The sequence below is a fragment of the Allobosea massiliensis genome (assembly GCF_042655245.1).
Classification (GTDB): domain Bacteria; phylum Pseudomonadota; class Alphaproteobacteria; order Rhizobiales; family Beijerinckiaceae; genus Allobosea; species Allobosea massiliensis.
The window spans coordinates 1-21,573 of sequence record NZ_JBHSLU010000043.1; the positions used below are offsets into that span (position 1 = coordinate 1).

Below are 21,573 nucleotides of genomic sequence, written 5' to 3' on the forward strand. Positions count from 1 at the left end.
GGGGATCTCTCGGTTCAGGGTTGGCGTTCACAACCCAAACCTAACCGGCAATCGCCGGTGACCACCGTCAGCTACACCACGCTATGGGACACGACCTGTCAGGAACGTCTGCTCAGTGCGGAAGCTATCAACGATCGAATCACGGAAAGCGAAACCGGTCGCTCGATCTCGACGGCCTTGCGCTTCGAACCAAAGCTCATAAACCCGATCCAGATTCGTTCGCGTCCGAAAATCGAGGCTCAAATAACGTGACACGGCCTCATCGGGAGTGACGCCTTGGGCAATCAGGCTGTTGAGGTAGGTATCACCCAGTTCCGGGTCGAATGGGCCGTTCGGCGCGTGAGGAACGCGCTCGTTTTTCGGATGAGGCCGACCGGCAAAGGGCCATAAAAAAACGGCCGATACGAGTGGAACATCAATCACCCGCGTCCCTATCGGCAGGCTTGAACGAGCTATCCTACTGGCAGCGTCAGAAACCTGCCAAATGACGAAATCAGCTTCTGCCAGGATCGACGCGCAGGCGGGATCAGACTCGACATGTGGATTGACGTACTCCGAGGCTCCACGCATGCCCGTGGTCAACGAACTGCCGTAGAGCTTCGAGAGCCTAAACATCTGGCAATTGCCGACGAAGGCCACGCGCCGGTCAGTCAGCACCCGTTCCGCAGCCAGCTGATCAAGATCACGCGGTTGCCGGCCCGTCCGATCGACCGAGGATTCAGATGGGGCAGTGGACCGCATGATACCCCCCAAGCCCCACCCTCAGCCGCAGGGCAGTTGCACTCTTACGAAGCTATCAAATGCTCCTGATCTGCTTCTATTGACTTTGAAAGACCCAATAGCCGGCAACGCCCACATGGCAGCGCCCGAGCACGCACATTTGACCTGCTGGAGCCCGCGGTAGCGCGCGAACACGCTCTGCCGGCCTGCCGAAAAAATGGCGATCTCGTAGGACTGCGGCGCCTAGCCGGGTACCTCCATGCCGGGCGAACCGACCGGCATGCCTGGAACCGCGATGCCGATCGCCTTCGGACGCGCGACGAGCAAGCGCTTCACCGCCTCGGCCGGGACATGGCCCTCGATGACGTAACCGCCGATTACGGCCGTGTGGCACGACATCGAGGCCTCGGGCACGCCGAGCCTGGTCTTGAGCGGCATCACATCGTCGACCAGGACCACCTCGACCGCCAGGTCGGCGGCCCTGATATGCTCGACCCAGTTGCCGCAACAGCCGCAATTCGGGTCGCGGGTCACGATCATCTTCGGCAGAGCTTCCGTAGGCGGCCATGTAGACGAACTGGTCCTTGCCCGTGACGTCACCCGCCGCGTAGACGCCAGCCTTGGTGGTGCGCATGCGGTCGTCGACAAGGATGGCGACGCTGGTCTCGTCCTCGATGGCCATGAATATGACGCCCTTCGCCGACCCGGCCGCTGCTGCACCAGCACGAGGCCGGCGACGTCGACCTGACGCCGGTCCCGGTAAGCGACCGCCTCCATGCAGGTCAGGATGCGCCTGCGCGCGAACTCGTCGCGCAGGAAAGCGCGCCCGCAAGGGCTGCAAATCTCTCCAGCCGGCTCGTAGGGGCTGCTGGTTGAGCGTCAGTCAGATTATCGATCTGCCGCTGCAGCTGGGCGATGACATGCCGGGAAAATGGGCCGAGATGCAGGTATAGCGCCATCATCAGCAGCACATAGGGCAATGCCTGACGATGATGGACGAGGCAGTCGAGCACGATCCGGTCAAGCCGGACCGGGTCCGAAAATCGATCGGCGCCGAGGCCACCTTCGCGACCGACATCGTCGAGCGCGACGCCGCGCGGTCCGAGCTCACACCTCTCGTCGCGAAGGTACGGCGCCATTGCGAGGCCAAGCAGCTCAGCGCGCGTACGATGACGCTGAAAGTAAAATACGCCGACTTCCAGGCGGTGACGCAAAGTCGGACGGTCCCGGGGCCATTCACCGGGTCAGAGGAGGTCGAGTGGTTCGCCCAGGCGCTTCTCGATCCGCTGTTCCCGGTTCCGAAAGGCATCCTATAGCGCGACGATCTGGATGCGAGCGGCGCGTCAATCAGGATGAGAACTGATTGTCGCGGCGGGTTGAGATTGGTGCTTTTGATTGTCGCTGGCAAGGTCAGCCGGATGGCTGCTCGTCTCCCGCCGGCGCTTGGTCGATGGTCTTGATTGTCGCGTAGGTCGGCGGCCTGCCTGCTCCGGTGCGCCGCTGGACGGCGGCTCGGCGCCGGTAGCTCTCGACGTTCATCTCGAAGATCGTGGCGTGATGGACGAGCCGGTCGACGGCGGCGAGCGTCATGGCAGGGTCCGGGAAGATCCGATTCCATTCGCCGAAGGGCTGATTGGCGGTGATGAGCGTCGATCGACGCTCATATCGGGCGCTGATCAGCTCGAACAGGACGGACGTCTCGGCCTGATCCTTGGCGACATAGGCGAGATCGTCGAGGATCAGCAGGTGGTACTTGTCGAGCCGGGCGATGGCCGCTTCCAGGGAGAGTTCCCGGCGCGCGACCTGCAGCTTCTGGACGAGGTCGGAGGTGCGGGTGAACAGCACGCGCCAGCCATTCTCGATCAGCGCGAGGCCGATCGCCGCGGCCAGATGGCTTTTACCGCCGCCGGGCGGGCCGAACAGGATCAGGTTCGCGCCCTTCTCGAGCCAGCCGTCGCCGGAGCAGATCGCCATGACCTGGGCGCGCGAGATCATCGGCACGGCGTCGAAGGCGAAGCTGTCCAGGGTTTTGCCGGGCGGAAGGCGCGCCTCGCCGAGATGACGCTCGATACGCCGCCGGTCCCGTTCGGCGATCTCGTGCTCGGCGAGCGCCGCCAGGAAGCGGGCGGCGGGCCAGCCCTCCTTGTCGGCGCGCTGGGCGATATCGGGCCAGTTCAGCTTGATGGCGGGCAGACGCAGGTCGTTGAGGATGAGAGCCAGCCTCTGTGCGTCGATCGGGTGAGTGACCGGTGTCATGCCGCGGCTCCCGACAACAGCACGTCATAGACGGCGAGCGGGACGAGTTCGATGGTCACCACCGGCAGCGCGGCAGGATCCGGCGCAAAGCGTCTGCGCAAGGCCGCCATGTCGGGAAGGCCGCCAGCCGTCAGCATGGATGTCAGGATTTCGGCGAGCTCGGCTTCACAGGCGCGCTCATGCGCCAGGGCGAGCAGATCGACCATGGTCCGGCAGGCGACGCGCTCGGGCAATCGTTCGACGAGGCGATCGAAGGTGCGCCGATAGGCCTCGCGCGGGAACAGCCGGTCGCGATAGACCAGGTTGAGGAGGGCCATCGGCTTGCGGCGCAAGGCGTGGATCACATGGCGATAATCGACGACATGGCCATGCTTGCCATTGCCGTATGATCGGCCGCGCAGCAGCGTCATCAACTTGGTGCCGCCGATGAACACGTCGAGCCGGTCGTCATAGAGCCGGACCCGCAGCCTGTGTCCGATCAGTCGGGACGGGACGGAGTAGAATACTTTCCTCAAGGTGAAGCCGCTGCTCGAGGTGACGGTGACGATCGTCTCCTCGTAATCGCAGGTCCGGCGATCCGGCAGCATCTGGAGATGGCCGCGTTCGGCGTCGATGCGGGCGGCATTGCGACGATTCTTGGCGGCGACGGTCTCATCGATGAAGCGCCGATATCCGGCAAGGTCGTCGAAGTCGGCGCTGGTGCGCAGCAGCAGGGCGTCGCGGATCGCGGCTTTCAGATGGCCGTGAGCGCTCTCGACCGAACCGTTCTCGTGGGCGACACCGCGATTATTGCGCGTCGGCGTCATGCCGTAATGGGCGCACAAAGCGTCGTAGCGCCGCGTCAGATCGGTCCTGGCATCGGCGTCGAGATTGCAGAACGCGGCCGACAGGCTGTCGCTGCGATGCTCGGTGGGACTGCCTCCCAAAGCCCACAGCGCATTCTGCAAGCCCTCGGCCAGCGCGACGTAGCTTTCCCCGCCCAGGATCACATGCGCCTGCTCGAAGCCCGACCAGACGAGCCGGAAGTGGTAAAGTCGATGATCCAGCGCGACGCCGGCGACGCTGACGCCGAGATCGGCCATGTCGGTGAAGTCCGACAATCCCATCCGGCCGGGCTCGTGGATCTGCCGGAAGATGATTTCCTGCTCCGGGCCATGGATGGCGCGCCAGGCGCGGATGCGGCGCTCCATCGTGCGCCGGACGCCGGGGTCGAGATCGGGATGGCGCCGCCGCATCTCCTCGAAGATGCCGATCGGGCGAAGGCCCGGCGCCGAGCGCAGCAGCGGCACGATCTCATCGTCGAAGATCAACGCAAGGGGGTCGGGCCTACGGCGACCACGCAGCCTGTCGCTTTGCGAGGGAAGGCCTGGATCGCCCGATATCCGATATCCTGTCGCGGTGCTGAACCCGGCCTTCGCCGCCGCGATCGCGACAACGTCGTTCTGTCGGAACTTCATGAAGAGCCTCATCTGGTGATCGGTGACGTGGCGGCCGGGCACGCAAGGTCTCCTCCATGTGAGGAGACAGTCTGCGACAGCCGGCCGGCCGCGATCATCAGCGACGATGCTCCGCAAGAAGCTCGCCTTCGTCGGGGGGGCGCGACAGCTACGGGCTACGCCCTGCGCTGCCGCGCCCCCCGACGATTCTCACCTTGATTGTCGCGCAACTCGCATCGTGATTGTCGCGTCGCAGCATCCTCTGATCAGCGTGACCGACCCGACGCTCAACGACGCAGCGGCGACCCCGGTGACCGATCCACAGCTCTCGCTGCTCTAGCGTGACCGACCTGGACAGCTCAGGCAGCCTTGCCACGCGGCTTCCGCCGCTGTTGACCCAGGCCCATTTTCTTAGCCAGGCTGGAACGCGCCTCGGCATAGGCCGGAGCGACCATTGGGTAGTCGGCCGGAAGCCCCCAACGAGCCCGATACTGCTCGGGCGTCATGTCGTAGGCGGTGCGAAGGTGCCGCTTCAACGATTTGAACTTCTTGCCGTCTTCGAGGCAGACGATGTGGTCTGCGGTGATCGACTTCTTGATCGGCACCGCCGGTGTAGGCTTCTCCTCAACCGCGGGCGCGGCCGCCTCAGAGCCCAATCCGGTGATCGCTGCGTGGGTCGTTGCGATCAGGTTTGGCAGCTCGGCCGCAGGCACGCTGTTATTCGAGACGTAGGCCGAAACAATATCAGCGACCAGGCCGACCAGAACGTCGTTGTTCTCTGCCATTGTGCTCTCCCGCAATGCCGGCGAAGCGCCCGCAGAAATTGGAATTAGCTGCCTACTATCTTCAACGAAGACAAACCGACTCGCTATTGTCTACAACAACATAGTCTCAACGAGCCCGCCACGGCCAGAGAGCTATCCACAATTTCCTGATCAGCCCATGAGGTCTCGATTGCTCGCCGCAGACATTTCCGCGCCGACATCGGTCGCAATGCGGCTCCCGACCGCCCGTGGCTACTCGACCATTTTCCGGTATCGATCCAGGGTGCGGCGCACGAGGTCGGCCTCGTCGAGCGCGACATGTGCGAAGTGTGCGACGAGGGAGGCAACGCGCGTCCGCTCGCGCTCCTGATCGCCGTCGGGAACACTCGGTCTCACCTCGTTCCAAACGAGATCGAACGCCGCATGCGCGCGGGCGACGTCGATAGGATCGTTCAACGAAGAAAACGGCATGGTCCGATCATCATGTCCCGGTGGCCGCCTTGGCGAACCGCCGGATTGTGCAATCCCAGCATCCTAGGATGATGGCGCGCCTTTTTTGAGGAGATGCGACGATGGCGACCGGCACCGTGAAGTGGTTCAACGCCACGAAGGGTTTCGGCTTTATCCAGCCGGGCACCGGCAGGACGTCTTGGCCCATATCAGCGCCGCAGAGCAAGCGCCCCGCGCGAGCTTCGCGACGGTCAGAGGGTCTCCTAGGAGCTCGCCCAGAACAAGCGGTCCGGCCGGACCTCGGCCGAGCAGTTGCAGGCGCTGTAGTCGCGAGCTAGCGCGGCCAGAAAAGCGCCGCTCCCTCGTACCGGTCATTCTCTCACCCGTGCTGCGATCATCCTCGTCAAGTCGTCTCCTGCCGAGGCCGGCCGCGCGGGGGGGCGCAATGAGTTCGACAGCAGGTGCTTCCTTTCATGAGGTGGGGGTCTCAACCGATCGTCGCGAGGATCGGGAAGCGTTCGAGCAACCAGAACGCCATGGTCGATAAATGGCCGGACAACATCGCCAGGCCCATTGCGATCATCGTCAGGCCCGCCAGGACCTGAAGGGTGCGCCCGATCCGGCGCAGCCGACGCAGGCGGGCCGCGAAGCCTTCGGCGAATAGGGCCGCCAGCAGGAACGGAAGGCCAAGGCCGAGGGAGTAGAGGCTGAGGAGCGCCACGCCATCGAGCGCGGTCGCGGATGCCGCACTGACGGTCAGAATGGCGCCCAGCACCGGACCGATGCATGGGGTCCAGCCGAAGCCGAAAGCCACGCCGAGGAGATAGGCGCCAACCGGATGTCCGCCTCTGGCCGGGCCCTCGAGGCGCAGCTCCCGCTCAAGCCAGGCAAACCGGACGAGGCCCGTGGTGAAGATGCCGAAGACGATGACAATCACGCCACCGACGAGGCCCGCTTCATAGCGATAGCTGCGGAAGGCGTCCCCCAAGGCCGTCGCGCCCGCTCCCAGGATAACGAAGACGGTCGAGAAGCCGAGCACGAAGCTAACACTCAGGAATAGCGTCGACAGCCGCCGCGCAACGCGAGAGCCTGCCGGTCCCGTCTCGACGGCATTGCCCGCAATGAAAGAGATATAGCCGGGCACGAGCGGCAGCACGCAGGGTGACAGAAAGGAGATCGCTCCGGCCGCCAAAGCAGTCAGGACCCCGATATTTCCAATCTCGCTCACGGCTGCGCGCCCCGATTTCCGGGCTCGGACAGCGTGGGGACATGTCGGGAGATCTCTGAGATCAGCTCCGGCGAATCCCATTCCTTCGGCCCGACCCAGCGCAGCACCTCGGCGCCGTCGGGGCCGAGCAGGAGCGTGGTCGGAAGCCCCGTGATCTTGAACGACCGGACCGCCTTGCCTTCTCGGTCGAGATAGATCGTAAGGTCCTTGATGCCGAACTGTGAATAGAACGGCTTCACCACTTCGGCGCCGTCGCGGTCGACCGACAGCGCGACCACTTCGAAGGCTTTGCTCCCCATCTGGCCCTGCAAGCGATCGAGCGAAGGCATCTCGGTGCGGCACGACAGGCACCAGGTCGCCCAAATATTCAAGAGGATCGCTTTGCCGCGCAGCTCTGCGAGGCGAATGGACCGGCCGTCCGCGCGCTCGAACTTCAGATCGAGCGCGCGCCGGCTCTGCACTGGCGTCGCCCGTTCCGACCAGATCGTACTGCTTCCGTAGACGACTGCAACGACACCGGGTATGGCCAGCATGGCCAGCGCGACGTACAGGCGGTATCTTCCTGGTGTGTTGTGAGCGATCACGTCATCGCCCTGTGTTCGCTGCCTTCCTCCACCGGCTTTGGGAGCCTCTTGCATCACCGCGTCCGAACTCCCCGATAGAGAGAGATGGAGCCACTAGGCGTCGCAATAGCGGCCGTCTCCTCAACATTTTGGAATCCCGCGCCGCGCATCAGTTCCGGAAGGACCCCACGGGCATTAGGTTCTGTGTTCACGCGCCCATCGAGATTCTGAATGATGCCTCTGAACAGAAATCGCATTATTTGCGTGCGCTGAAGGCCATAGTCCGCGATGTGAAGCTCACCACCGGCGGCAAGCGCAGCATACATCGCGGTGAGCGCTGCCACCTTCTCGGCCATCGGCACCTGATGAAACACAAGGCTGGACACGATCTTGGTCGGACGCCGCCCTTCCAGCAATACCGCCACTTGTCGCGCGAAGCCGACGTGCAGAACAACGGAGAGGCCGGCGGCTGACAATCGCTTCTGCGCTCGCGCCAGCACGGCCGGATCGGGATCGACCCCAATGAGCTGAGCGGACGGCGCGACATTTCCTACGCGCAGCAAAAGCGAACCGGTGCCGCAGCCAACATCGAGGATGACGTCGCTGGGCGTAGGGCGGAGTTGCTCAATGAGAGCATTGCGCCACTGACGCTCACGAGTCAGCGCCGCAACCCCGATGTCGTAGAAGGGAGTAAGCCAATGATGTCCGGCGGCAGGCGTGTAGGTCAGTTCAGGTGGCATGATCGGTCCTTTCCGTTCGGCCATCATGCAACCTGTAGCGACTACAGGATCAATACCGAAAAGCTGTGAGGTTCGTCGTGCTGTGTTCGGCAGCAAGGCACCGTCCTTCTTCAAGCCGGGCACCACACGGTCACCACCAGATGGAGACGGAAAACCGTCCGCCAGATAGCGTGTTCAAACTCGGGGGATTCTGCGCCGTTGCATGGTGGCGCATTGGGGAATCGCGTATTGATGATTCGCGGTTTTGCCTCCCTACGAGGCAATCGATGAGGCGCGTGCTATGCAGAGGCTTCATTCGGTCGCGACCGCCATCGATGCCGTTAATGCCGTCATCGCGAAACTCGTCTGCTGGGGATTGCTTGCAAATGCGATCCTCATCGCCGGCAACGCGGTGGCGCGGAAAGCTTTTTCAGTCGCATGGCCGCTGGCATTCGACATGCAGTGGCATTTTTTTTCAGCCGTCGTGCTTTTGATGGCGGCTTACACCCTCCAGCGCGACCAGCATGTGCGGATCGACATTCTCGCGCAGAGGCTCGGAGAGCGCGGCCTTGCCTGGCTCGATCTGATCGGCATCGTCACGGTGCTGCTGCCGGTTTGCGTCGCGATGATCTGGATCAGCTGGCCGCAATTTGCCACCTCATTCCTCGCCAGCGAGACGCGGGCCAGCCGCGAAAGCCTGAGTTCGCTGCCTGCCTGGATCATCAAAGGCTTCATTCCGGCAGGTTTCCTACTTCTCGCTCTTCAAGGTCTTGCCGAAGCCCTGCGCTGCGTCGCTGCGCTCAGACGAATCGCGCCACGACCACTTCAGCGGTTCCAACTGATCGAGAGGGAGAATTGACCGCCGAACTGCTCGCGCCCGCGATGCTTTGCGCCCTCGTCGCGGTTCTGTTGGTCGGGTTTCCTGTAGCGTTTTCGTTGGCAGCCGTAGCGGGCGTCTTCGGCGCCTTGGGCGTGTCTTCGGGTGCCTTTCCACCCACGTTCCTGACCGCGATGTACTTCCGCGTCCTGGGCATGTTCAACAACGAGAACCTGCTAGCGATCCCGTTGCTCGTGCTCATGGGTCTGATCCTCGAAAGGACAGGCATTGCAGAGGACATGCTGCTGGCGCTCAATCGCCTCTTCCGCAGACTGCCTGGCGGGCTAGCCTATGCGGTCGTCATTGTCGGCACGGTCCTGTCGCCGATCGTCGGATTTGTTTCGGCGTCAGTCATCGCGCTTGGATTGATCGCGCTGCCGGTCATGATCCGGGCCGGCTATGATAGCCGGCTGGCGACCGGCGTTGTCGCCGCCTCGGGAACGCTGGCCCAGGTGGTGCCACCGAGCCTGGTCCTGATTGTGTTGGCCGAGCAACTCGAAGTGTCGCTGATCGACATTTATCGGGGCGCTCTGCTACCCAGCGTCGCGCTGGTGGCGCTTTACATGCTCTATATCTTCGCCTTGACCACCTGGAAACCGCTTCTGGCGCCCCCGGTACTCGATTCCGGTTGGATAGGCAAAGCCGATTGGCGCTCCCGGCTGCGGCTCTTCCTCGATGGGGCTTTGCCTATTGGTTTGGTTGTTTGCGTGTTGGCTTCGGTCGCGTTCGGCATCGCAACTCCAAGTGAGGCGGGCGCTATCGGCGTCACCGCGGCGCTGACGTTAGCGTGGGCGAAACGGCGGCTTAAGCTCGCTGGTATGAAGCAAGCGCTCGTCGCGGCGGGCGTGCTTTGCTCCGGCGTTGTCTTTCTGCTGATCGGTGCGTCCTTCTTCACGCTGGTATTCCGTGGGCTGAACGGACATCTCATGATCGAGGCCTTGTTCCAGCACATTCCGGCCGGTCAAATCGGGTTCGTCCTCGCAGTGAATGCGGCGGTCTTCGGCCTGGCCTTCTTTCTCGATTTTTTCGAAATCGCCTTCATCGTTCTGCCGCTGATTGCGCCGATCGCTCACACGGCTGGCGTGGATGTCGTGTGGCTGGCTGTCCTGCTTGCGATCAACTTGCAAACATCCTTCATGCATCCGCCCTTCGGTATCGCCCTCTACAATCTCCGCAGCGTCACGCCCGCCTCGATCAAAACCTTGAGCATTTATTGGGGCGCCGTGCCGTTCGTGCTGATCCAGGCGCTTACGGTCGTGCTTCTCATTCTGTTTCCCGCCCTCGTGCTTCGCAATGTCACACCTCCCCCCTCAGGCCGGGAGCTTCAAATCGACCTTCCGCCGCTCATGTTGCCTGATCCGGTATTGCGCTAGAAGAACCAGCTCGGTTTTCCGTGTTTTGGCCCACAGCGGCAGGCCTGCTGGCGGATGATTTCCACTTGAACCTGAAGCGGCATCAGGTTGTAAGGCTCCCCATATCGACCGTTAACAGCATATCAGGCTCCTTCGCGCACGCTCTCCTTCATGCAATTTCCCACCTTGCGTCCCTTTGTCAGATTGGCTGCCGCACTCGCGCTCGGCGCCTTCGTCCTGTCCGGCTGCGTCGTCGGCGAGGGCGACACGCGTCACCTGCAGCCGCTTCCGGCCAAGCTCGTCGCGCAGATACACGCGAAGGGCATGAGCGAGGCAGACCCGATCTTCGTGCGCATCTACAAGATGGAGAGCGAGCTCGAAGTTTGGAAGCGTGACCGCAGCGGCAGGTACGCCTTGCTGAAGACCTACCCGATGTGCCGCTGGTCAGGACAACTCGGGCCGAAGAAGCGCGAGGGCGACCGTCAGGCGCCCGAGGGCTTCTATACCGTCACGGCGGATCTGATGAATCCGCGCTCGCAGTTCTATCTCTCCTTCAATCTCGGCTACCCGAACCCGCTGGAGCGATCGCAGGGCTATTCCGGGTCGGCGCTGATGGTGCATGGCGCCTGCACCTCGGCTGGCTGCTTCGCGATGACGGATGAGGGCGTCAGCGAGATCTATGGGCTCGCGCGCGAAGCCTTCGCCGGCGGCCAGGCCGGCTTCCAGGTCCAGGCCCTGCCGTTTCGGATGACGCCGGAGAACATGGTGCGGTACCGGAGCAATGCGCACATCGCCTTCTGGCGCAACCTGAAGGAAGGTGCCGACCATTTCGACGCGACGCGGCAGCCGCCCAAGCTCGCCGCCTGCGGCCGGCGTTACGTCTTCAACGTCAAGGGCGACACCAGCTCCTTCGACCCGGCCGGCCTACGAGGTCGAACCGGAAATCCAGGGCCTCGTGGCGGAGCGCCGCGCCCGCGATGAAAGCCGCATTGCCGAACTCGTCGGCACTGGGCTCCCGACGGCGGCCTTCGCCTACGCCGATGGTGGCATGCACCCGAGCTTCCGGAAGCTGCTCAGGACGATGGGACCCGAGCGGATGCAGGCCATGGTGTCCGGCAAGGTGGAGATCAGTCGCCCGGATGCTGCGCTGGCGGACCCGTTCGAAAGCGGCGACGCCGACGCGACCGGATCGCTCCCCAAGCGTTGACCGATATCCGGGCCCCATGACGCAGGTCACGGGCGCGACCAGCAAGGACATATCCCGATCATGAACAAGAGTTCGCTGCCGGCTGGAAATCAGCGCGCGATGCTGGATGCCGCTGACGCACGGCAAAGGATCGTGCTGATCCTGCTCCTGGCCTTCGTCTCGTTCGCCTTCGCGATCAGCTTCGATCACGTCACCCGCGAGATGCGCGGTCCGGCACTGCAGCAGCAAAGCCCCACCTCGCCGACATCGACCTTCGCCCGCCATGCAAGCGCTTAAGTGGATTCGCTACGGCGCTTGGGCCGCCGTCGCCATTCTGGTCTTCGTCAGTGCCGCGATCCTGATCGGCTGGTGGCAGGTCGACGGCCCCGGCCGGAAACGGACCGAGGTCGCTACATTCGCTGTCGGCGGCCCGTTCACGCTCGTCAACCACAAGGGCGAGACCGTCACGGAAGCGACCTATTTGGGCAAGCCGACGCTGGTGTTCTTCGGCTTCACCCATTGCCCGGAGGTTTGCCCGACGACGCTGTTCGAGATCAGCAACCAGCTCGGCAAGCTCGGCCCCGACGCGGATCGCCTGCAGGTTCTCTTTGTCACGGTTGACCCGGAACGCGACACACCCGCGCAGATGGCGCTTTACCTGCAATCCTTCGATTCCAGGATCATCGGCTTGTCCGGTACCCAGGCGCAGGTCGATACCGCGCTCTCGGCCTACAAGGTCCATGCCAAGCGGATTGAGACCGAGAGCGGCTACACCATGGACCATACGGCGTCGGTCTACCTGATGGACGCCAAGGGCCGCTTCAAGAGTATGATCGACTATCATGAGGACGACGCGGCGGCGCTGGAGAAGATCCGGCTCTTGTTGAACGCGAGAGGCTAGCCACCAATGACAGCTTTCCCCGTCCTCTCGGACAAGCACGCCCTCGAGGACGGCACGCAACTCGCGCCGCGCTTCGACACCAATGGCCTGATCACCTGCGTCACCACCGATGCCGAGACCGGCGAGCTGCTGATGGTCGCGCATATGAATGCGGACGCCCTGGGGCGCAGCATCGAGACCGGCGAAGCCTGGTACTGGTCGCGCTCACGCCAGCAACTTTGGCACAAGGGCGACACCTCGGGCCAGATCCAGACCATCGTCGAAATGCGCATCGACTGCGACCAGGATGCGCTCTGGCTCAAGGTCAATGTCGCGGGCGATGGTGGCTGCTGCCATACTGGCCGGTGTTCCTGCTTCTATCGCGCCAAGCCCCTATGCGCAGGCGCCGAGGCTCCGCTCATTCGCGTGTGTGCCGGCGATTGAGGCCCGTGGCAGGTTAAAGCCGCCCAGCTAAGACCCGGTCGTGAAAGACCATGCCTGTGGCCATGGCAGCGACGAACAGGAGGACAAGCGGCAGCCCCATCAAAAAGGCGGAAATGGCCGGTCCCGGGCAGAAGCCGGCGAGCCCCCAGCCGACGCCGAAAATCGCCGATCCAATGAGAAGGCGCGCGTCGATCTGCGTCTTCTCCGGCAGATGAAATCGTGCATCCAGAACCGGCTTCGCCATGCTGCGCTGGAGCACGACGCCCGGCATCGCGACGAGCACAGCGCCGCCGAGCACGAACATCAGGCTCGGGTCCCAATCGCCGCTCGCGATGTCGAGGAAACCGAGGACGCGCGCGGGGTCGACCATGCCGGACAGCGACAATCCGAAGCTGAAAATCGCGCCCGCAAGCAGGGCGATGGCAGGGCGGGCATAAATGGAACCGCTCATCTCAGCATCCCCATACTTGTTGCCGCGACGATCCCGGCGGCGAGGAAGGTAGCGGTCGCGGCAAAGGAGCGTTTCGAAAAGCGGGCAAGGCCGAGGATGCCGTGGCCGGACGTGCAGCCCGAGCCCATACGGGTGCCGATGCCCACGAGCAAACCGGAGGCAAGGACAAGGGGCCAGGTGGTTTCGATCGTCACGGCCGGGAATCGGCCAAACGCTGCTGCGTAGACAAATGGCCCTGCGAGAAGACCAACGACGAAGGCTGCATTGGCCCAAACGGGTCTGCCGCCGAGCAGGTTTCCCAGGATGCCGCTGATGCCGGCGATCCGACCGTTGGCGACGAGCAGCAGGACGGCGGAGAGACCGAGCAGCATGCCGCCAAAAAGCGCGGGCAGGTAAGGCGTCATCTCCGCCCCTCCGGACTGCAAAAAATGGCATAGAGCGCCGTGACGAGCTGAGCCGCCTTTTCCTCCGACAGGCGATAGAATATCTGCTTGGCCTCGCGGCGCGTTTGCACGACACCCGCCTCGCGAAGCACGCCGAGCTGCTGCGAAAGGGTCGGCTGACGGACGCCGAGCTCCTCCTCCAACTCACCGACCGAGTGCTCGCCTTCGGCCAGGGTGCAGGCGAGCATCAGCCGCACGGGATGCGCCATCGTCTTCAGAAGGGACGCGACCTCTTCTGCCCGGCTTGCCATCTCCTCTGGCGGCATGGTGGCGGACGCCGATTTTTCGATTGCAGTCACCGTGCCGCCCCTAGCGCGTCGAGTGGAATTTTCAGATAGCGCCGGCCGTTGTCCTCCGGATCGGGGAGCTGGCCGGCGCGCACGTTCACCTGAAGTGCATGGAGGATCAGCCTCGGCATCGGCAATGTTCGGTCCCGCGCTTCGCGAAGCGCCACGAAGCTGTCCTCGGTCATATCGGCGAGATGCGGGTTGGAGCGCTTTTGCTGGCTCACCGTGCTCTCCCATTTCGCATGTCGCCCGCCCGGCTGGTAGTCGTGGCCCGTGAAGACGCGGGTCTCATCGGGAAGCGCCAGAATCCGCTGGATCGAATGCCACAGAACCTTGGCGCTGCCGCCTGGAAAATCGGCGCGGGCCGTGCCCGAGTCCGGCATGAAAATCGTGTCATGAACGAAAGCGGCGTCGCCGATGACGTAGCTGACGGAGGCGAGCGTGTGTCCGGGCGAGAACATCACGTGGCCTTCAAGATTGCCGACCCTGAAGGTGTCGCCGTCCGAAAACAGTCGGTCCCACTGCGATCCGTCGGTCGCCAATTCCGGCCAGTTGTAGATGTCCTTCCAGAGCTTCTGCACGTCGACAACGCGCGCGCCGATCGCCGTCGGCGCGCCGGTTTTCTCCTTCAGATAAGCGGCGGCCGAAAAGTGATCGGCATGCGGGTGGGTGTCGAGAATCCACTCGACCGTCAGCCCTTCGGCCCGCACATAGTCCAGGATCGCATCGGCATGAACAGTCGCGGTCGCGCCGGACTTCTCGTCGAAATCGAGGACAGGATCGATCACCGCGCAGGCGCCTGTCGCCGGATCGGTGACGACATACTGAATGCTGCCCGTACGCGCGTCGTGGAAACCCATGACGCGCGAAACCTTGGCGTCCCGTCGATCAAGCCAGACTGCGGCGCCGGACAGGTCGAAGCCGTTGCCCTTTCCGAAGATCTCGACCTCCGCGCGCTGCATTCGCCCGTCGAGCACCTCACCGATCGCGTAGAGCGTGAGCGCCCGCATTCGGGGGCACCTCAAGGTTTGTTCGCTAAACCGCGTTTAGTTGGACGGATCGAGAACGCGGCGCATTGGACTTGCGGTCGAGCAGTTTTTCACCGTCTGGCCTGAGCTCCCCCGTGGGCGCGACATGGCGGTAAAGTGTTTGCCTTGTCACGCCGAGTTCGGCGCAGAGATCGCTGATTTTCGTCTCAGGCTTACCCATGGCCGCCTGCGCCAACCGCAGCTTTGCGGCCGTCATCTTGAATGGTCGGCCGCCGTTGCGCCCGCGGGCTCGTGCTGCAACGAGGCCGGCGTTGGTGCGCTCGACGATCAACTCGCGCTCAAACTCCGCCAGCGCCGCGAAGAAGTTGAACATCAATCGACCGTTCGCCGTCGTGGTGTCGATCGATGCGCCTTGTCCGGTGAGCACCTTCAGTCCGACGCCGCGTCCGTTGAGAGCCTGCACGATATCGACGAGATGCTTGAGATTGCGGCCGAGCCGATCGAGTTTCCAGACCACCAACGTATCGCCATCGCGCAGCGATCTCAGGCAGGAATCGAGGCCCGGCCTATCATCCCGCTTCCCGGATGCCCGATCGGTGTAGAACTGGTCGGGCGCGACTCCGGCCGCGACGAGCGCATCGGATTGCAGGTCAACGACCTGGCTGCCGTCCGCCTTGCTCACCCGCATGTAGCCGATCAGCATGTGCTTTCCCTCTCCGCGGCCGTCACATAAACGGACGATTATCCGAGCGCGGTCGCGGCAACCTGACGATCTACGAATCCTGTCACTAATCCCGTCATTCTGTCAAAGGTCTGCAAACGCATTGATCTGTTGATTGTGTGACGTAGATGGATGAGCGGACTCGGCACGGTCAGTGGGGTGGGTTAGGGTCGTTCCTCCTCGATGGAGCGATGGCTGACATGGCGCGGCGGGAGCTGCTGACCGATGATGAGCGAGGACGCCTCTTCGGCATACCGGAGGAAGAGGCCGAACTGATACGGCACTACACCTTGTCGCCCGCCGAGTTCGACCTTGCTGCCGATCGGCGCGGCAGTCGCAATCGTCTTGGTTTTGCTGTCCAGCTTTGCCTCCTGCGCTATCCGGGCTTCGGTCTGCGCGCCGACGAGGCGGTGCCCGCTGCACTACTGACCTACCTTGCTCACCAGCTCGGGCTACCGGCGGCTGTTTTTCTCGACTACAGCCGTCGCGTCCAAACCCGGCTCGACCATGCCGGCGAAATTTCCAGCTCCCTCAGCTTGCGTCCCTTCGTCCGCGCGGATTTGCCAGTCGCCCTCAATCTCGCCACCTCGGCCGCATGGTCCACCGACAAGGGGGAGCCGATCGCACGCGCGATTGTGGATGGTCTGCGAGCCGCCAAAATCATTCTTCCCGCTCCCGACACGATCGAACGCGCCGGGTTGGCCGGGCGCGCTCGTGCCCGACGAAAAGCGGCGGAAGCTCTCGTCGCCCCTCTGGCGCCCGAGCAACTTGGCCGTCTCGATGCTCTTCTCGTCAACGATGCCGCGTTGAACTCTACGCCGCTGGCTTGGCTGCGCGACATACCGGAGTCGCCCTCGACGACGAACATCAACGACCTTCTGGAGCGCTTATCCTTCGTGCGCACCTTCGGCATCGCTGCCGACGACGTGATGTCCGCGGTTCACGAGCACCGTTTCCGGCAGTTCGTGCGCGAAGGCGCGGTCGCGCCAGCTTTCCTGCTCTCCGACTACTCGGCAAACCGGCGCCGCGCGACCCTCGTCGCGAGCTTGATCGACTTTGAGACGCGACTGGCGGATGCCGCGATCGACATGTTCGACAAGCTTGTCGGCTCCCTGTTCAGCCGAGCCAAGCGCGGTCAGGAACGGCGTTACCAGGCAACGACCCGCGACGTTGGCCAGCTCATGCGCCTGTTCGGCCGCACGATCGCGGCGTTGTCGGAGGCGCGCGATTGCGATACCGACGCGCTCGCCGTGATCGACGAGACGGTTGGCTGGCATCGGCTCCTCGCCGCCAAGCCCCAGATCGATGCGCTCGCCGAGTTGGCTGGCGAAGACATGCTGGTCGCTGCGACCGAGCGTTACGCCACGATCCGTCGTTTCGCGCCGGCTTTCCTCGAGATGTTTGCCTTCAGCACGGCTGGCGGTGGAGCTTCACTGCTGGAGGCGGTCGAGACATTGCGCGACCTCAACCGTCGCGGTCGGGGCGAAGTGCCGCACGACGCGCCGCTGCCGTTCAAGAACAAGCAATGGAAGCGGCTCGTGCGGCGGGAGGACGGCCGTATCAACCGCCGACTCTACGAGACCGCCGTGCTCTCGACGCTGCGCGACCGCTTGCGGGCCGGCGACGTCTGGGTCGAGGGTACGCGTAACTATCGGCGTTTCGACGCCTATTTGCTTCCGAAGCGCGCGGCGGCCGAGTTCACCGCCGGTTTGCCGATCGGCGCTCCTGCGGACACCTACATCGCAGAGCGCGCCCGCATGTTGGATTGGCGACTGAGGCGCTTCGCGGCACTTCTGCGCCAGGACAAGCTGGAAGGCGTGTCGATGGTGCGTGGCAACCTGAAGGTGAAGCCCTTGCTGCCGGCGACACCACCCGAAGCCGACATACTCGACCGCAAGCTCGATGCCCTATTGCCGCGCGTGCGTATCACCGAACTGCTGCGCGAGGTCGCGGCGCGGACGGGATTCTTGTCCGCGTTCCGCGATCTGCGCAGCGGCAAGACCCACGGCAACCCGAACGCGGTGCTCGCGGCCGTCCTGGCCGATGGCACAAATCTCGGCCTTGAGCGCATGGCGAACGCCAGCCAGGGCGTCAGCTACGCCCAGCTTGCTTGGACCCACAACTGGTATCTCTCGGATGAGAATTATCGCGCCGCGCTCGCCATGATTGTCGATGCACATCATCGGCTGCCGTTCGCGCGCCACTGGGGCGACGGCACGGCCTCGTCCTCCGACGGGCAGTTCTTCCGGGCCGGTCGCGACCGCGCGGGCGCTGCCGAGGTGAACGCCAAATATGGCGGCGAGCCGGGGGTGAAGATCTACACCCATCTCTCGGATCACTTCGCTTCGTTCCATTCCCGCGTCATCTCGGCGACGGCGGGCGAAGCACCCTATGTCCTGGACGGCCTGCTGCTGCACGGCAGCGCATTGGCCCCCCAAGTGCATTACACCGATACAGGAGGCGCGACGGACCACGTCTTCGCGCTGTGCCACCTGCTCGGGTTGCGCTTCGTGCCGCGGCTTCGTGATCTCGCCGACCGCCGGCTCGGCACGATCGAGCCGGCTTCAGGATACAAGGGCCTGGAAGCTCTGATCGGCCGACCGATCCGCACCGAGGTCATCTCCGAGAACTGGGACGACATCGTCCGCCTCGCCGCATCGATCAAGGCCGGCACAGTGGCGCCTTCGACCATGCTGAAGAAGCTTGGAGCCTATAAGCGCCAGAACCGCCTGGACTTCGCGCTCGGCGAGATTGGGCGCATCGAGCGCACGCTGTTCACGCTCGACTGGCTGGAACATCCGTCTCAGCGTCGGGCGTGCCAGGCGGGACTGAACAAGGGCGAAGCCCGCCACGCATTGGCGCAAGCCGTCTATGCCCACCGACAAGGGCGCTTCTCCGATCGAACCCTGGAGAACCAGGCTCACCGTGCCTCGGGGTTGAATCTCATCATCGCCGCCATCGCATACTGGAACACGCTCTATCTTGAACGCGCCGTCGATCATCTGCACGATCGAGGTGAGACCACCTCCGAGGCGTTGCTTGCCCATATCTCCCCGATGGGCTGGGCACATATCGGCTTGACGGGCGACTATCTCTGGGAGCGTCCCGACGACATTGCCCCAAACAGCTATCGTTCCCTCAACGATCCGGGAGCACGCCTCCAGCAGGCTGCATGAGCGATGTTCACGATCCGTCCAAATTAACGCGGTTTAGCGTACAAACCTTGAGGTGCGCCCAAAATGCTGCGACGAAAGCAAACCAGCCGCAGCGACTGAGCTGCGGCGCATGTTGCCCAAGCAAGAGGCCAAGCGCTGTGACCGACAACAGCTGCGACGGGACGAACAAGATATGCAGCATGCCGTTATAGAACACGCCGATGCCCTCGATCGGCGCGTGAGCCAGCGCCGGCTCGACGGCCGCGATGAGCGATGCAAGTGCCAAGACGAAGTGGATCATGCCACTCCCTTCAAGAGGAAGCCCACACCAACTAGTGCGATGATGCCTCCCGCGGTTCGCACTGCCGGTGCCCCCCAACTCCAACGCGTCGTGAAGCCGAACGAAACCCCGATGAGATGGAGCAGACCGGTGGCGATTACGAAACCTGCGGCATAAGCAAGCGCGTTGGCGGCGGCGGGCAGTTCGGTGCCGTGGGCGTGGCCATGGAATATTGCAAAGAGTCCGACGATCGCGGCAGCGCCGACCAGCGGCGGCCGCGCGGCCAGGGCCACCATGACTCCGAGCAGGACGGCCGAAAACGCAATGCCGATCTCGACCGCCGGCAACGGGACCCCGATGATGCCCAGCGCTGCGCCAAAGGCCATGACCAGCGGAAACACGATCGGCAGGAGCCAGATCGCCGGCGCTCCGAGGAATGCCCCCCATAGACCGACGGCGACCATGGCCGCTACATGATCCCATCCGAACAACGGATGTGCGAAGCCGCTCATGAAGCCGCCGGCAACGCCGGCCGCTTCATGAGCGTCGGCAACAGGCGATCCGACCGACAAGGCCATGGCTGCCAACGCCGCCATTCCTGCCACCCGTCGGGTGTAAGCGCGGTTCCGCATTATTGCCCGTCCTCCTTCAATAGCGTTGCGTTGCGCAAGGCGTTCGTTGGGCTCGCAGCCTTCACTCAATCTGATCGAGCGTCTGTTCAACAAGCTCAAGAACTGGCGGTGCGCGCCAGACGTTGCAACAAGCGCAAGGAATATTACCTTGGATTCGTCGCTATCGGCGCAGTAAAACTCTGGTTACCCTTTGTCAACGAAGCCTGGAGCTAAACATCGGCGAGAATACACAGTTTTATTCGGATCGAGAAAGCGAGGTTTTCGGACGTTTTTACAACAATTCCAGAATCAGTAATCAAACGCGACATCAAGCCAAGCTGTTGATATAATTTGAACTAAATTTCAAATCAGTTCTAAGATGCAATAATCTCGTAAGCCAGGCGTCCAAATTTTGCCCAGTCTTCGCTGAAACGCAGATGATCTCGGCCACCGGATTCACGGCACGAATGTTGTTGCAACAAGCAGCCTCGTCGAAGCCGACATGCGGCGCAAGGTCCATCTTGTTGACGATCACGATCTTTACCGCGCGGAACATGTGAGGATACTTCAGGGGCTTATCCTCTCCCTCGGTGGTTGAGATCACGGCGATCTTCATCGCCTCGCCCAAATCGAACATCGCCGGGCAGACAAGGTTGCCGACATTCTCGATCAGCAGGAGGCTGCCCGGAGGGGGATTGAGCGCGCGAGCTGCTTCGGCCACCATGTCCGCCTCGAGGTGGCATCCCGCGCCGGTGTTGATCTGGATCGCGGCAGCACCGGCGGCGCGGATGCGCTCGGCGTCGTTGCTGGTCATCTGGTCGCCTTCGATTACCGTGATCGTAACCTGCCCCGCCAGCGCCCGGATCGTTGCCTCAAGGAGCGCCGTCTTGCCCGCGCCCGGCGAGGACACGAAGTTCAAGGCCAACACGCCGCGACCTTCGAACCAGCCCCGGTTGCGCTGCGCGATGGCGTCGTTCTTGGCCAGGATCGCGGTTTCCAGAGCGACGGAGCCGCCATGCAGCGCAGTCGCCTCGGCTTGGCTCTGATTCCCGTGGTCATGGCCATGGTCATGGGCGTGTGCGTGTGCGTGCCCGTGGTCATGATCATGCGGCAGGCCATGTGCATGGGCAAACGCATGCGCCTCAGCCACCGAAAGCCCTACCGGGACCTCTGTCGCCGGGCCGGTGCGCAGCAGGCTGGTCTTGCCGCTGGCCATATCGGTCATTGTCACTTGGTTCGTCGGATCGGCACAGCCGCATATTCCGCACATCACGCGTCCTCCCTGATTTCGTAGTCCTTGACTGTGAAAGTCTCACCCTCGGCCTCGACGAAGCCGAGGGTGGCGCCCGCAAGGGCGGTGCCTTCGGTCACTATGTCCCAGCAGAAGGCCAATGCCTGCCGCTCGATGCAGGCGTGCGGGCCAATAGCAACGCGCACGCCGCGCACCCGGCGGCCCCGTGCGTGTTCGCAGACGATCGCGGCGATGCTGCGGGCCATGCCAAGTTCATGCATTCTGAACTGCTTTCCGTCCTGTATGCGGACCGCGAACGCCCGGCCAGCCGCCTATTGCCGTCGGATCCGCCGCAGAACTGTCACCGAGGCTAGCGCCAGCGCCGCCATGGCGGCGAGTTCCCAATGGCTATGGGACGCCGGAGCGCCATGGCCGGGATGCGCCAGCGCCACCGCAGGCAAAAGGACAAACACGGCAGCCAGTCCGCCCGTCGAATATTTGGTCATGGTCGTTTCCTCTCTCGTTGGATT

28 protein-coding genes and 1 pseudogene are annotated in these 21,573 nt (G+C 63.3%); 10 read left to right on the forward strand and 19 right to left on the reverse strand.

From position 1 onward, the window contains the following. Positions 1 to 81 precede the first annotated feature (81 nt). Both ACFPN9_RS14175 and ACFPN9_RS14180 read right to left on the reverse strand, forming a co-directional pair. The gene (locus ACFPN9_RS14175) at positions 82 to 741 is read right to left on the reverse strand and encodes a WcbI family polysaccharide biosynthesis putative acetyltransferase (RefSeq protein WP_377817204.1); all 660 of its coding nucleotides are present in this window, start codon (positions 739 to 741) and stop codon (positions 82 to 84) included. A 222-nt stretch (positions 742 to 963) separates the two neighbouring features. Continuing rightward, positions 964 to 1,254, reverse strand: coding sequence for a DUF411 domain-containing protein (locus tag ACFPN9_RS14180; RefSeq protein ID WP_377817205.1), 291 nt, complete (start codon positions 1,252 to 1,254; stop codon positions 964 to 966). A gap of 455 nt (positions 1,255 to 1,709) precedes the next feature. Here ACFPN9_RS14180 and ACFPN9_RS14185 point away from each other — a divergent pair, with 455 nt between their 5' ends. Continuing rightward, the gene (locus tag ACFPN9_RS14185; RefSeq protein ID WP_082735221.1) at positions 1,710 to 2,036 is read left to right on the forward strand and encodes a DinB/UmuC family translesion DNA polymerase; all 327 of its coding nucleotides are present in this window, start codon (positions 1,710 to 1,712) and stop codon (positions 2,034 to 2,036) included. Positions 2,037 to 2,130: 94 nt separating this feature from the next. On the opposite strand, the gene istB is transcribed toward ACFPN9_RS14185, so the two are convergent. The 4 genes from istB to ACFPN9_RS14205 form a co-directional block, all read right to left on the reverse strand. Further along, entirely contained in the window at positions 2,131 to 2,976 is an 846-nt protein-coding gene (istB, locus tag ACFPN9_RS14190) for an IS21-like element helper ATPase IstB (RefSeq protein WP_066720174.1), read from the reverse strand. After that, the gene (gene istA, locus ACFPN9_RS14195; protein WP_082737602.1) at positions 2,973 to 4,475 is read right to left on the reverse strand and encodes an IS21 family transposase; all 1,503 of its coding nucleotides are present in this window, start codon (positions 4,473 to 4,475) and stop codon (positions 2,973 to 2,975) included. The genes istB and istA overlap by 4 nt, the downstream gene beginning before the upstream one ends. A 296-nt stretch (positions 4,476 to 4,771) precedes the next feature. Beyond that, on the reverse strand, positions 4,772 to 5,197 hold the full coding sequence (locus ACFPN9_RS14200; protein ID WP_068078949.1) for a Ros/MucR family transcriptional regulator: 426 nt from the start codon (positions 5,195 to 5,197) through the stop codon (positions 4,772 to 4,774). Between the two features lie 231 nt (positions 5,198 to 5,428). Next, entirely contained in the window at positions 5,429 to 5,647 is a 219-nt protein-coding gene (locus ACFPN9_RS14205; protein WP_068078947.1) for a hypothetical protein, read from the reverse strand. Between the two features lie 101 nt (positions 5,648 to 5,748). Here ACFPN9_RS14205 and ACFPN9_RS14210 point away from each other — a divergent pair. After that, a pseudogene (locus ACFPN9_RS14210) lies at positions 5,749 to 5,893 on the forward strand (cold-shock protein). Between the two features lie 220 nt (positions 5,894 to 6,113). On the opposite strand, the gene ACFPN9_RS14215 reads toward ACFPN9_RS14210, so the two are convergent. Genes ACFPN9_RS14215 through ACFPN9_RS14225 form a run of 3 tightly spaced genes read right to left on the reverse strand, consistent with a single transcriptional unit; the run spans position 6,114 to position 8,271 of the window. Further along, positions 6,114 to 6,854, reverse strand: coding sequence for a cytochrome c biogenesis CcdA family protein (locus tag ACFPN9_RS14215; protein ID WP_068078946.1), 741 nt, complete (start codon positions 6,852 to 6,854; stop codon positions 6,114 to 6,116). Then, positions 6,851 to 7,492: a TlpA family protein disulfide reductase gene (locus ACFPN9_RS14220; protein ID WP_082735368.1), complete on the reverse strand. Its 642-nt coding sequence runs from the start codon at positions 7,490 to 7,492 to the stop codon at positions 6,851 to 6,853. The genes ACFPN9_RS14215 and ACFPN9_RS14220 overlap by 4 nt, the downstream gene beginning before the upstream one ends. Next, complete coding sequence (locus tag ACFPN9_RS14225; RefSeq protein ID WP_377817206.1) at positions 7,492 to 8,271, reverse strand: class I SAM-dependent methyltransferase; 780 nt, start codon at positions 8,269 to 8,271, stop codon at positions 7,492 to 7,494. Before ACFPN9_RS14225 ends, ACFPN9_RS14220 begins: the two co-directional genes overlap by 1 nt. A 166-nt stretch (positions 8,272 to 8,437) precedes the next feature. Here ACFPN9_RS14225 and ACFPN9_RS14230 point away from each other — a divergent pair, with 166 nt between their 5' ends. The 7 genes from ACFPN9_RS14230 to hisI all read left to right on the forward strand — a co-directional run bounded on the left by ACFPN9_RS14230 (position 8,438) and on the right by hisI (position 12,875). Next, a complete protein-coding gene (locus tag ACFPN9_RS14230; protein WP_068078940.1) occupies positions 8,438 to 8,995 on the forward strand; it encodes a TRAP transporter small permease subunit in 558 nt (185 codons plus the stop codon). Then, positions 8,992 to 10,386, forward strand: coding sequence for a TRAP transporter large permease (locus ACFPN9_RS14235; protein ID WP_068078939.1), 1,395 nt, complete (start codon positions 8,992 to 8,994; stop codon positions 10,384 to 10,386). The genes ACFPN9_RS14230 and ACFPN9_RS14235 overlap by 4 nt, the downstream gene beginning before the upstream one ends. Before the next feature lie 150 nt (positions 10,387 to 10,536). Further along, positions 10,537 to 11,346, forward strand: a complete 810-nt coding sequence (locus ACFPN9_RS14240; RefSeq protein WP_377817207.1) for a L,D-transpeptidase family protein — start codon at positions 10,537 to 10,539, stop codon at positions 11,344 to 11,346. After that, positions 11,321 to 11,572: a hypothetical protein gene (locus ACFPN9_RS14245; RefSeq protein WP_377817208.1), complete on the forward strand. Its 252-nt coding sequence runs from the start codon at positions 11,321 to 11,323 to the stop codon at positions 11,570 to 11,572. The genes ACFPN9_RS14240 and ACFPN9_RS14245 overlap by 26 nt, the downstream gene beginning before the upstream one ends. 60 nt (positions 11,573 to 11,632) lie before the next feature. Beyond that, a complete protein-coding gene (locus ACFPN9_RS14250; protein ID WP_068078937.1) occupies positions 11,633 to 11,848 on the forward strand; it encodes a hypothetical protein in 216 nt (71 codons plus the stop codon). Then, positions 11,835 to 12,452 carry an SCO family protein gene (locus ACFPN9_RS14255; protein ID WP_068078935.1) on the forward strand — a complete coding sequence of 206 codons (618 nt, stop codon included), beginning with the start codon at positions 11,835 to 11,837 and terminating at the stop codon, positions 12,450 to 12,452. Before ACFPN9_RS14250 ends, ACFPN9_RS14255 begins: the two co-directional genes overlap by 14 nt. A gap of 6 nt (positions 12,453 to 12,458) precedes the next feature. Continuing rightward, positions 12,459 to 12,875: a phosphoribosyl-AMP cyclohydrolase gene (gene hisI / locus ACFPN9_RS14260; protein ID WP_068078934.1), complete on the forward strand. Its 417-nt coding sequence runs from the start codon at positions 12,459 to 12,461 to the stop codon at positions 12,873 to 12,875. A gap of 13 nt (positions 12,876 to 12,888) precedes the next feature. Here the strand turns inward: hisI and ACFPN9_RS14265 are convergent, their stop codons facing one another. Genes ACFPN9_RS14265 through ACFPN9_RS14285 form a run of 5 tightly spaced genes read right to left on the reverse strand, consistent with a single transcriptional unit; the run spans position 12,889 to position 15,748 of the window. Continuing rightward, positions 12,889 to 13,326: a DUF6691 family protein gene (locus tag ACFPN9_RS14265; RefSeq protein ID WP_068078933.1), complete on the reverse strand. Its 438-nt coding sequence runs from the start codon at positions 13,324 to 13,326 to the stop codon at positions 12,889 to 12,891. Continuing rightward, positions 13,323 to 13,730: a YeeE/YedE family protein gene (locus ACFPN9_RS14270; protein ID WP_068078931.1), complete on the reverse strand. Its 408-nt coding sequence runs from the start codon at positions 13,728 to 13,730 to the stop codon at positions 13,323 to 13,325. The genes ACFPN9_RS14265 and ACFPN9_RS14270 overlap by 4 nt, the downstream gene beginning before the upstream one ends. Further along, a complete protein-coding gene (gene bigR / locus ACFPN9_RS14275; RefSeq protein ID WP_068078929.1) occupies positions 13,727 to 14,035 on the reverse strand; it encodes a sulfite-sensing transcriptional repressor BigR in 309 nt (102 codons plus the stop codon). Before bigR ends, ACFPN9_RS14270 begins: the two co-directional genes overlap by 4 nt. A gap of 29 nt (positions 14,036 to 14,064) precedes the next feature. After that, entirely contained in the window at positions 14,065 to 15,066 is a 1,002-nt protein-coding gene (gene blh, locus ACFPN9_RS14280; protein ID WP_082735367.1) for a bifunctional sulfur transferase/dioxygenase Blh, read from the reverse strand. Positions 15,067 to 15,091: 25 nt separating this feature from the next. Then, positions 15,092 to 15,748 (reverse strand): recombinase family protein, encoded by a 657-nt coding sequence (locus ACFPN9_RS14285; protein WP_068078928.1) that lies wholly within the window; start codon positions 15,746 to 15,748, stop codon positions 15,092 to 15,094. A 218-nt stretch (positions 15,749 to 15,966) separates the two neighbouring features. Between ACFPN9_RS14285 and ACFPN9_RS14290 the strand changes: the two genes are divergently transcribed. Further along, a complete protein-coding gene (locus ACFPN9_RS14290) occupies positions 15,967 to 18,942 on the forward strand; it encodes a Tn3 family transposase (protein WP_377817210.1) in 2,976 nt (991 codons plus the stop codon). 7 nt (positions 18,943 to 18,949) lie between these two features. On the opposite strand, the gene ACFPN9_RS14295 is transcribed toward ACFPN9_RS14290, so the two are convergent. From ACFPN9_RS14295 to ACFPN9_RS14315, 5 genes are all read right to left on the reverse strand, one after another. Beyond that, complete coding sequence (locus tag ACFPN9_RS14295; protein WP_068078300.1) at positions 18,950 to 19,222, reverse strand: hypothetical protein; 273 nt, start codon at positions 19,220 to 19,222, stop codon at positions 18,950 to 18,952. After that, on the reverse strand, positions 19,219 to 19,779 hold the full coding sequence (locus ACFPN9_RS14300; RefSeq protein WP_305681383.1) for a HupE/UreJ family protein: 561 nt from the start codon (positions 19,777 to 19,779) through the stop codon (positions 19,219 to 19,221). The genes ACFPN9_RS14295 and ACFPN9_RS14300 overlap by 4 nt, the downstream gene beginning before the upstream one ends. A 361-nt stretch (positions 19,780 to 20,140) precedes the next feature. Further along, the gene (gene hypB, locus ACFPN9_RS14305; protein ID WP_305681352.1) at positions 20,141 to 21,037 is read right to left on the reverse strand and encodes a hydrogenase nickel incorporation protein HypB; all 897 of its coding nucleotides are present in this window, start codon (positions 21,035 to 21,037) and stop codon (positions 20,141 to 20,143) included. Between the two features lie 44 nt (positions 21,038 to 21,081). Beyond that, positions 21,082 to 21,324: a hydrogenase/urease maturation nickel metallochaperone HypA gene (locus tag ACFPN9_RS14310; protein ID WP_068078311.1), complete on the reverse strand. Its 243-nt coding sequence runs from the start codon at positions 21,322 to 21,324 to the stop codon at positions 21,082 to 21,084. Positions 21,325 to 21,375: 51 nt separating this feature from the next. Then, positions 21,376 to 21,549 (reverse strand): hypothetical protein, encoded by a 174-nt coding sequence (locus ACFPN9_RS14315; protein ID WP_156449851.1) that lies wholly within the window; start codon positions 21,547 to 21,549, stop codon positions 21,376 to 21,378. Positions 21,550 to 21,573 lie beyond the last annotated feature (24 nt).

Bases quoted from the DNA above. Each gene is read 5' to 3' on its own strand.
- ACFPN9_RS14310 (WP_068078311.1), bottom strand. From the start codon at position 21,324: ATGCATGAACTTGGCATGGCCCGCAGCATCGCCGCGATCGTCTGCGAA.
- istB (WP_066720174.1), bottom strand. From the start codon at position 2,976: ATGACACCGGTCACTCACCCGATCGACGCACAGAGGCTGGCTCTCATC.
- ACFPN9_RS14270 (WP_068078931.1), bottom strand. From the start codon at position 13,730: ATGACGCCTTACCTGCCCGCGCTTTTTGGCGGCATGCTGCTCGGTCTC.
- hypB (WP_305681352.1), bottom strand. From the start codon at position 21,037: ATGACCGATATGGCCAGCGGCAAGACCAGCCTGCTGCGCACCGGCCCG.
- blh (WP_082735367.1), bottom strand. From the start codon at position 15,066: ATGCGGGCGCTCACGCTCTACGCGATCGGTGAGGTGCTCGACGGGCGA.
- ACFPN9_RS14290 (WP_377817210.1), top strand. From the start codon at position 15,967: ATGGCGCGGCGGGAGCTGCTGACCGATGATGAGCGAGGACGCCTCTTC.
- bigR (WP_068078929.1), bottom strand. From the start codon at position 14,035: ATGCCGCCAGAGGAGATGGCAAGCCGGGCAGAAGAGGTCGCGTCCCTT.
- ACFPN9_RS14250 (WP_068078937.1), top strand. From the start codon at position 11,633: ATGAACAAGAGTTCGCTGCCGGCTGGAAATCAGCGCGCGATGCTGGAT.
- ACFPN9_RS14285 (WP_068078928.1), bottom strand. From the start codon at position 15,748: ATGCTGATCGGCTACATGCGGGTGAGCAAGGCGGACGGCAGCCAGGTC.
- ACFPN9_RS14205 (WP_068078947.1), bottom strand. From the start codon at position 5,647: ATGCCGTTTTCTTCGTTGAACGATCCTATCGACGTCGCCCGCGCGCAT.
- ACFPN9_RS14175 (WP_377817204.1), bottom strand. From the start codon at position 741: ATGCGGTCCACTGCCCCATCTGAATCCTCGGTCGATCGGACGGGCCGG.
- ACFPN9_RS14295 (WP_068078300.1), bottom strand. From the start codon at position 19,222: ATGATCCACTTCGTCTTGGCACTTGCATCGCTCATCGCGGCCGTCGAG.
- ACFPN9_RS14200 (WP_068078949.1), bottom strand. From the start codon at position 5,197: ATGGCAGAGAACAACGACGTTCTGGTCGGCCTGGTCGCTGATATTGTT.
- ACFPN9_RS14255 (WP_068078935.1), top strand. From the start codon at position 11,835: ATGCAAGCGCTTAAGTGGATTCGCTACGGCGCTTGGGCCGCCGTCGCC.
- ACFPN9_RS14315 (WP_156449851.1), bottom strand. From the start codon at position 21,549: ATGACCAAATATTCGACGGGCGGACTGGCTGCCGTGTTTGTCCTTTTG.
- ACFPN9_RS14240 (WP_377817207.1), top strand. From the start codon at position 10,537: ATGCAATTTCCCACCTTGCGTCCCTTTGTCAGATTGGCTGCCGCACTC.
- ACFPN9_RS14230 (WP_068078940.1), top strand. From the start codon at position 8,438: ATGCAGAGGCTTCATTCGGTCGCGACCGCCATCGATGCCGTTAATGCC.
- hisI (WP_068078934.1), top strand. From the start codon at position 12,459: ATGACAGCTTTCCCCGTCCTCTCGGACAAGCACGCCCTCGAGGACGGC.
- ACFPN9_RS14265 (WP_068078933.1), bottom strand. From the start codon at position 13,326: ATGAGCGGTTCCATTTATGCCCGCCCTGCCATCGCCCTGCTTGCGGGC.
- ACFPN9_RS14220 (WP_082735368.1), bottom strand. From the start codon at position 7,492: ATGCAAGAGGCTCCCAAAGCCGGTGGAGGAAGGCAGCGAACACAGGGC.
- ACFPN9_RS14185 (WP_082735221.1), top strand. From the start codon at position 1,710: ATGATGGACGAGGCAGTCGAGCACGATCCGGTCAAGCCGGACCGGGTC.
- ACFPN9_RS14300 (WP_305681383.1), bottom strand. From the start codon at position 19,779: ATGGCCTTGTCGGTCGGATCGCCTGTTGCCGACGCTCATGAAGCGGCC.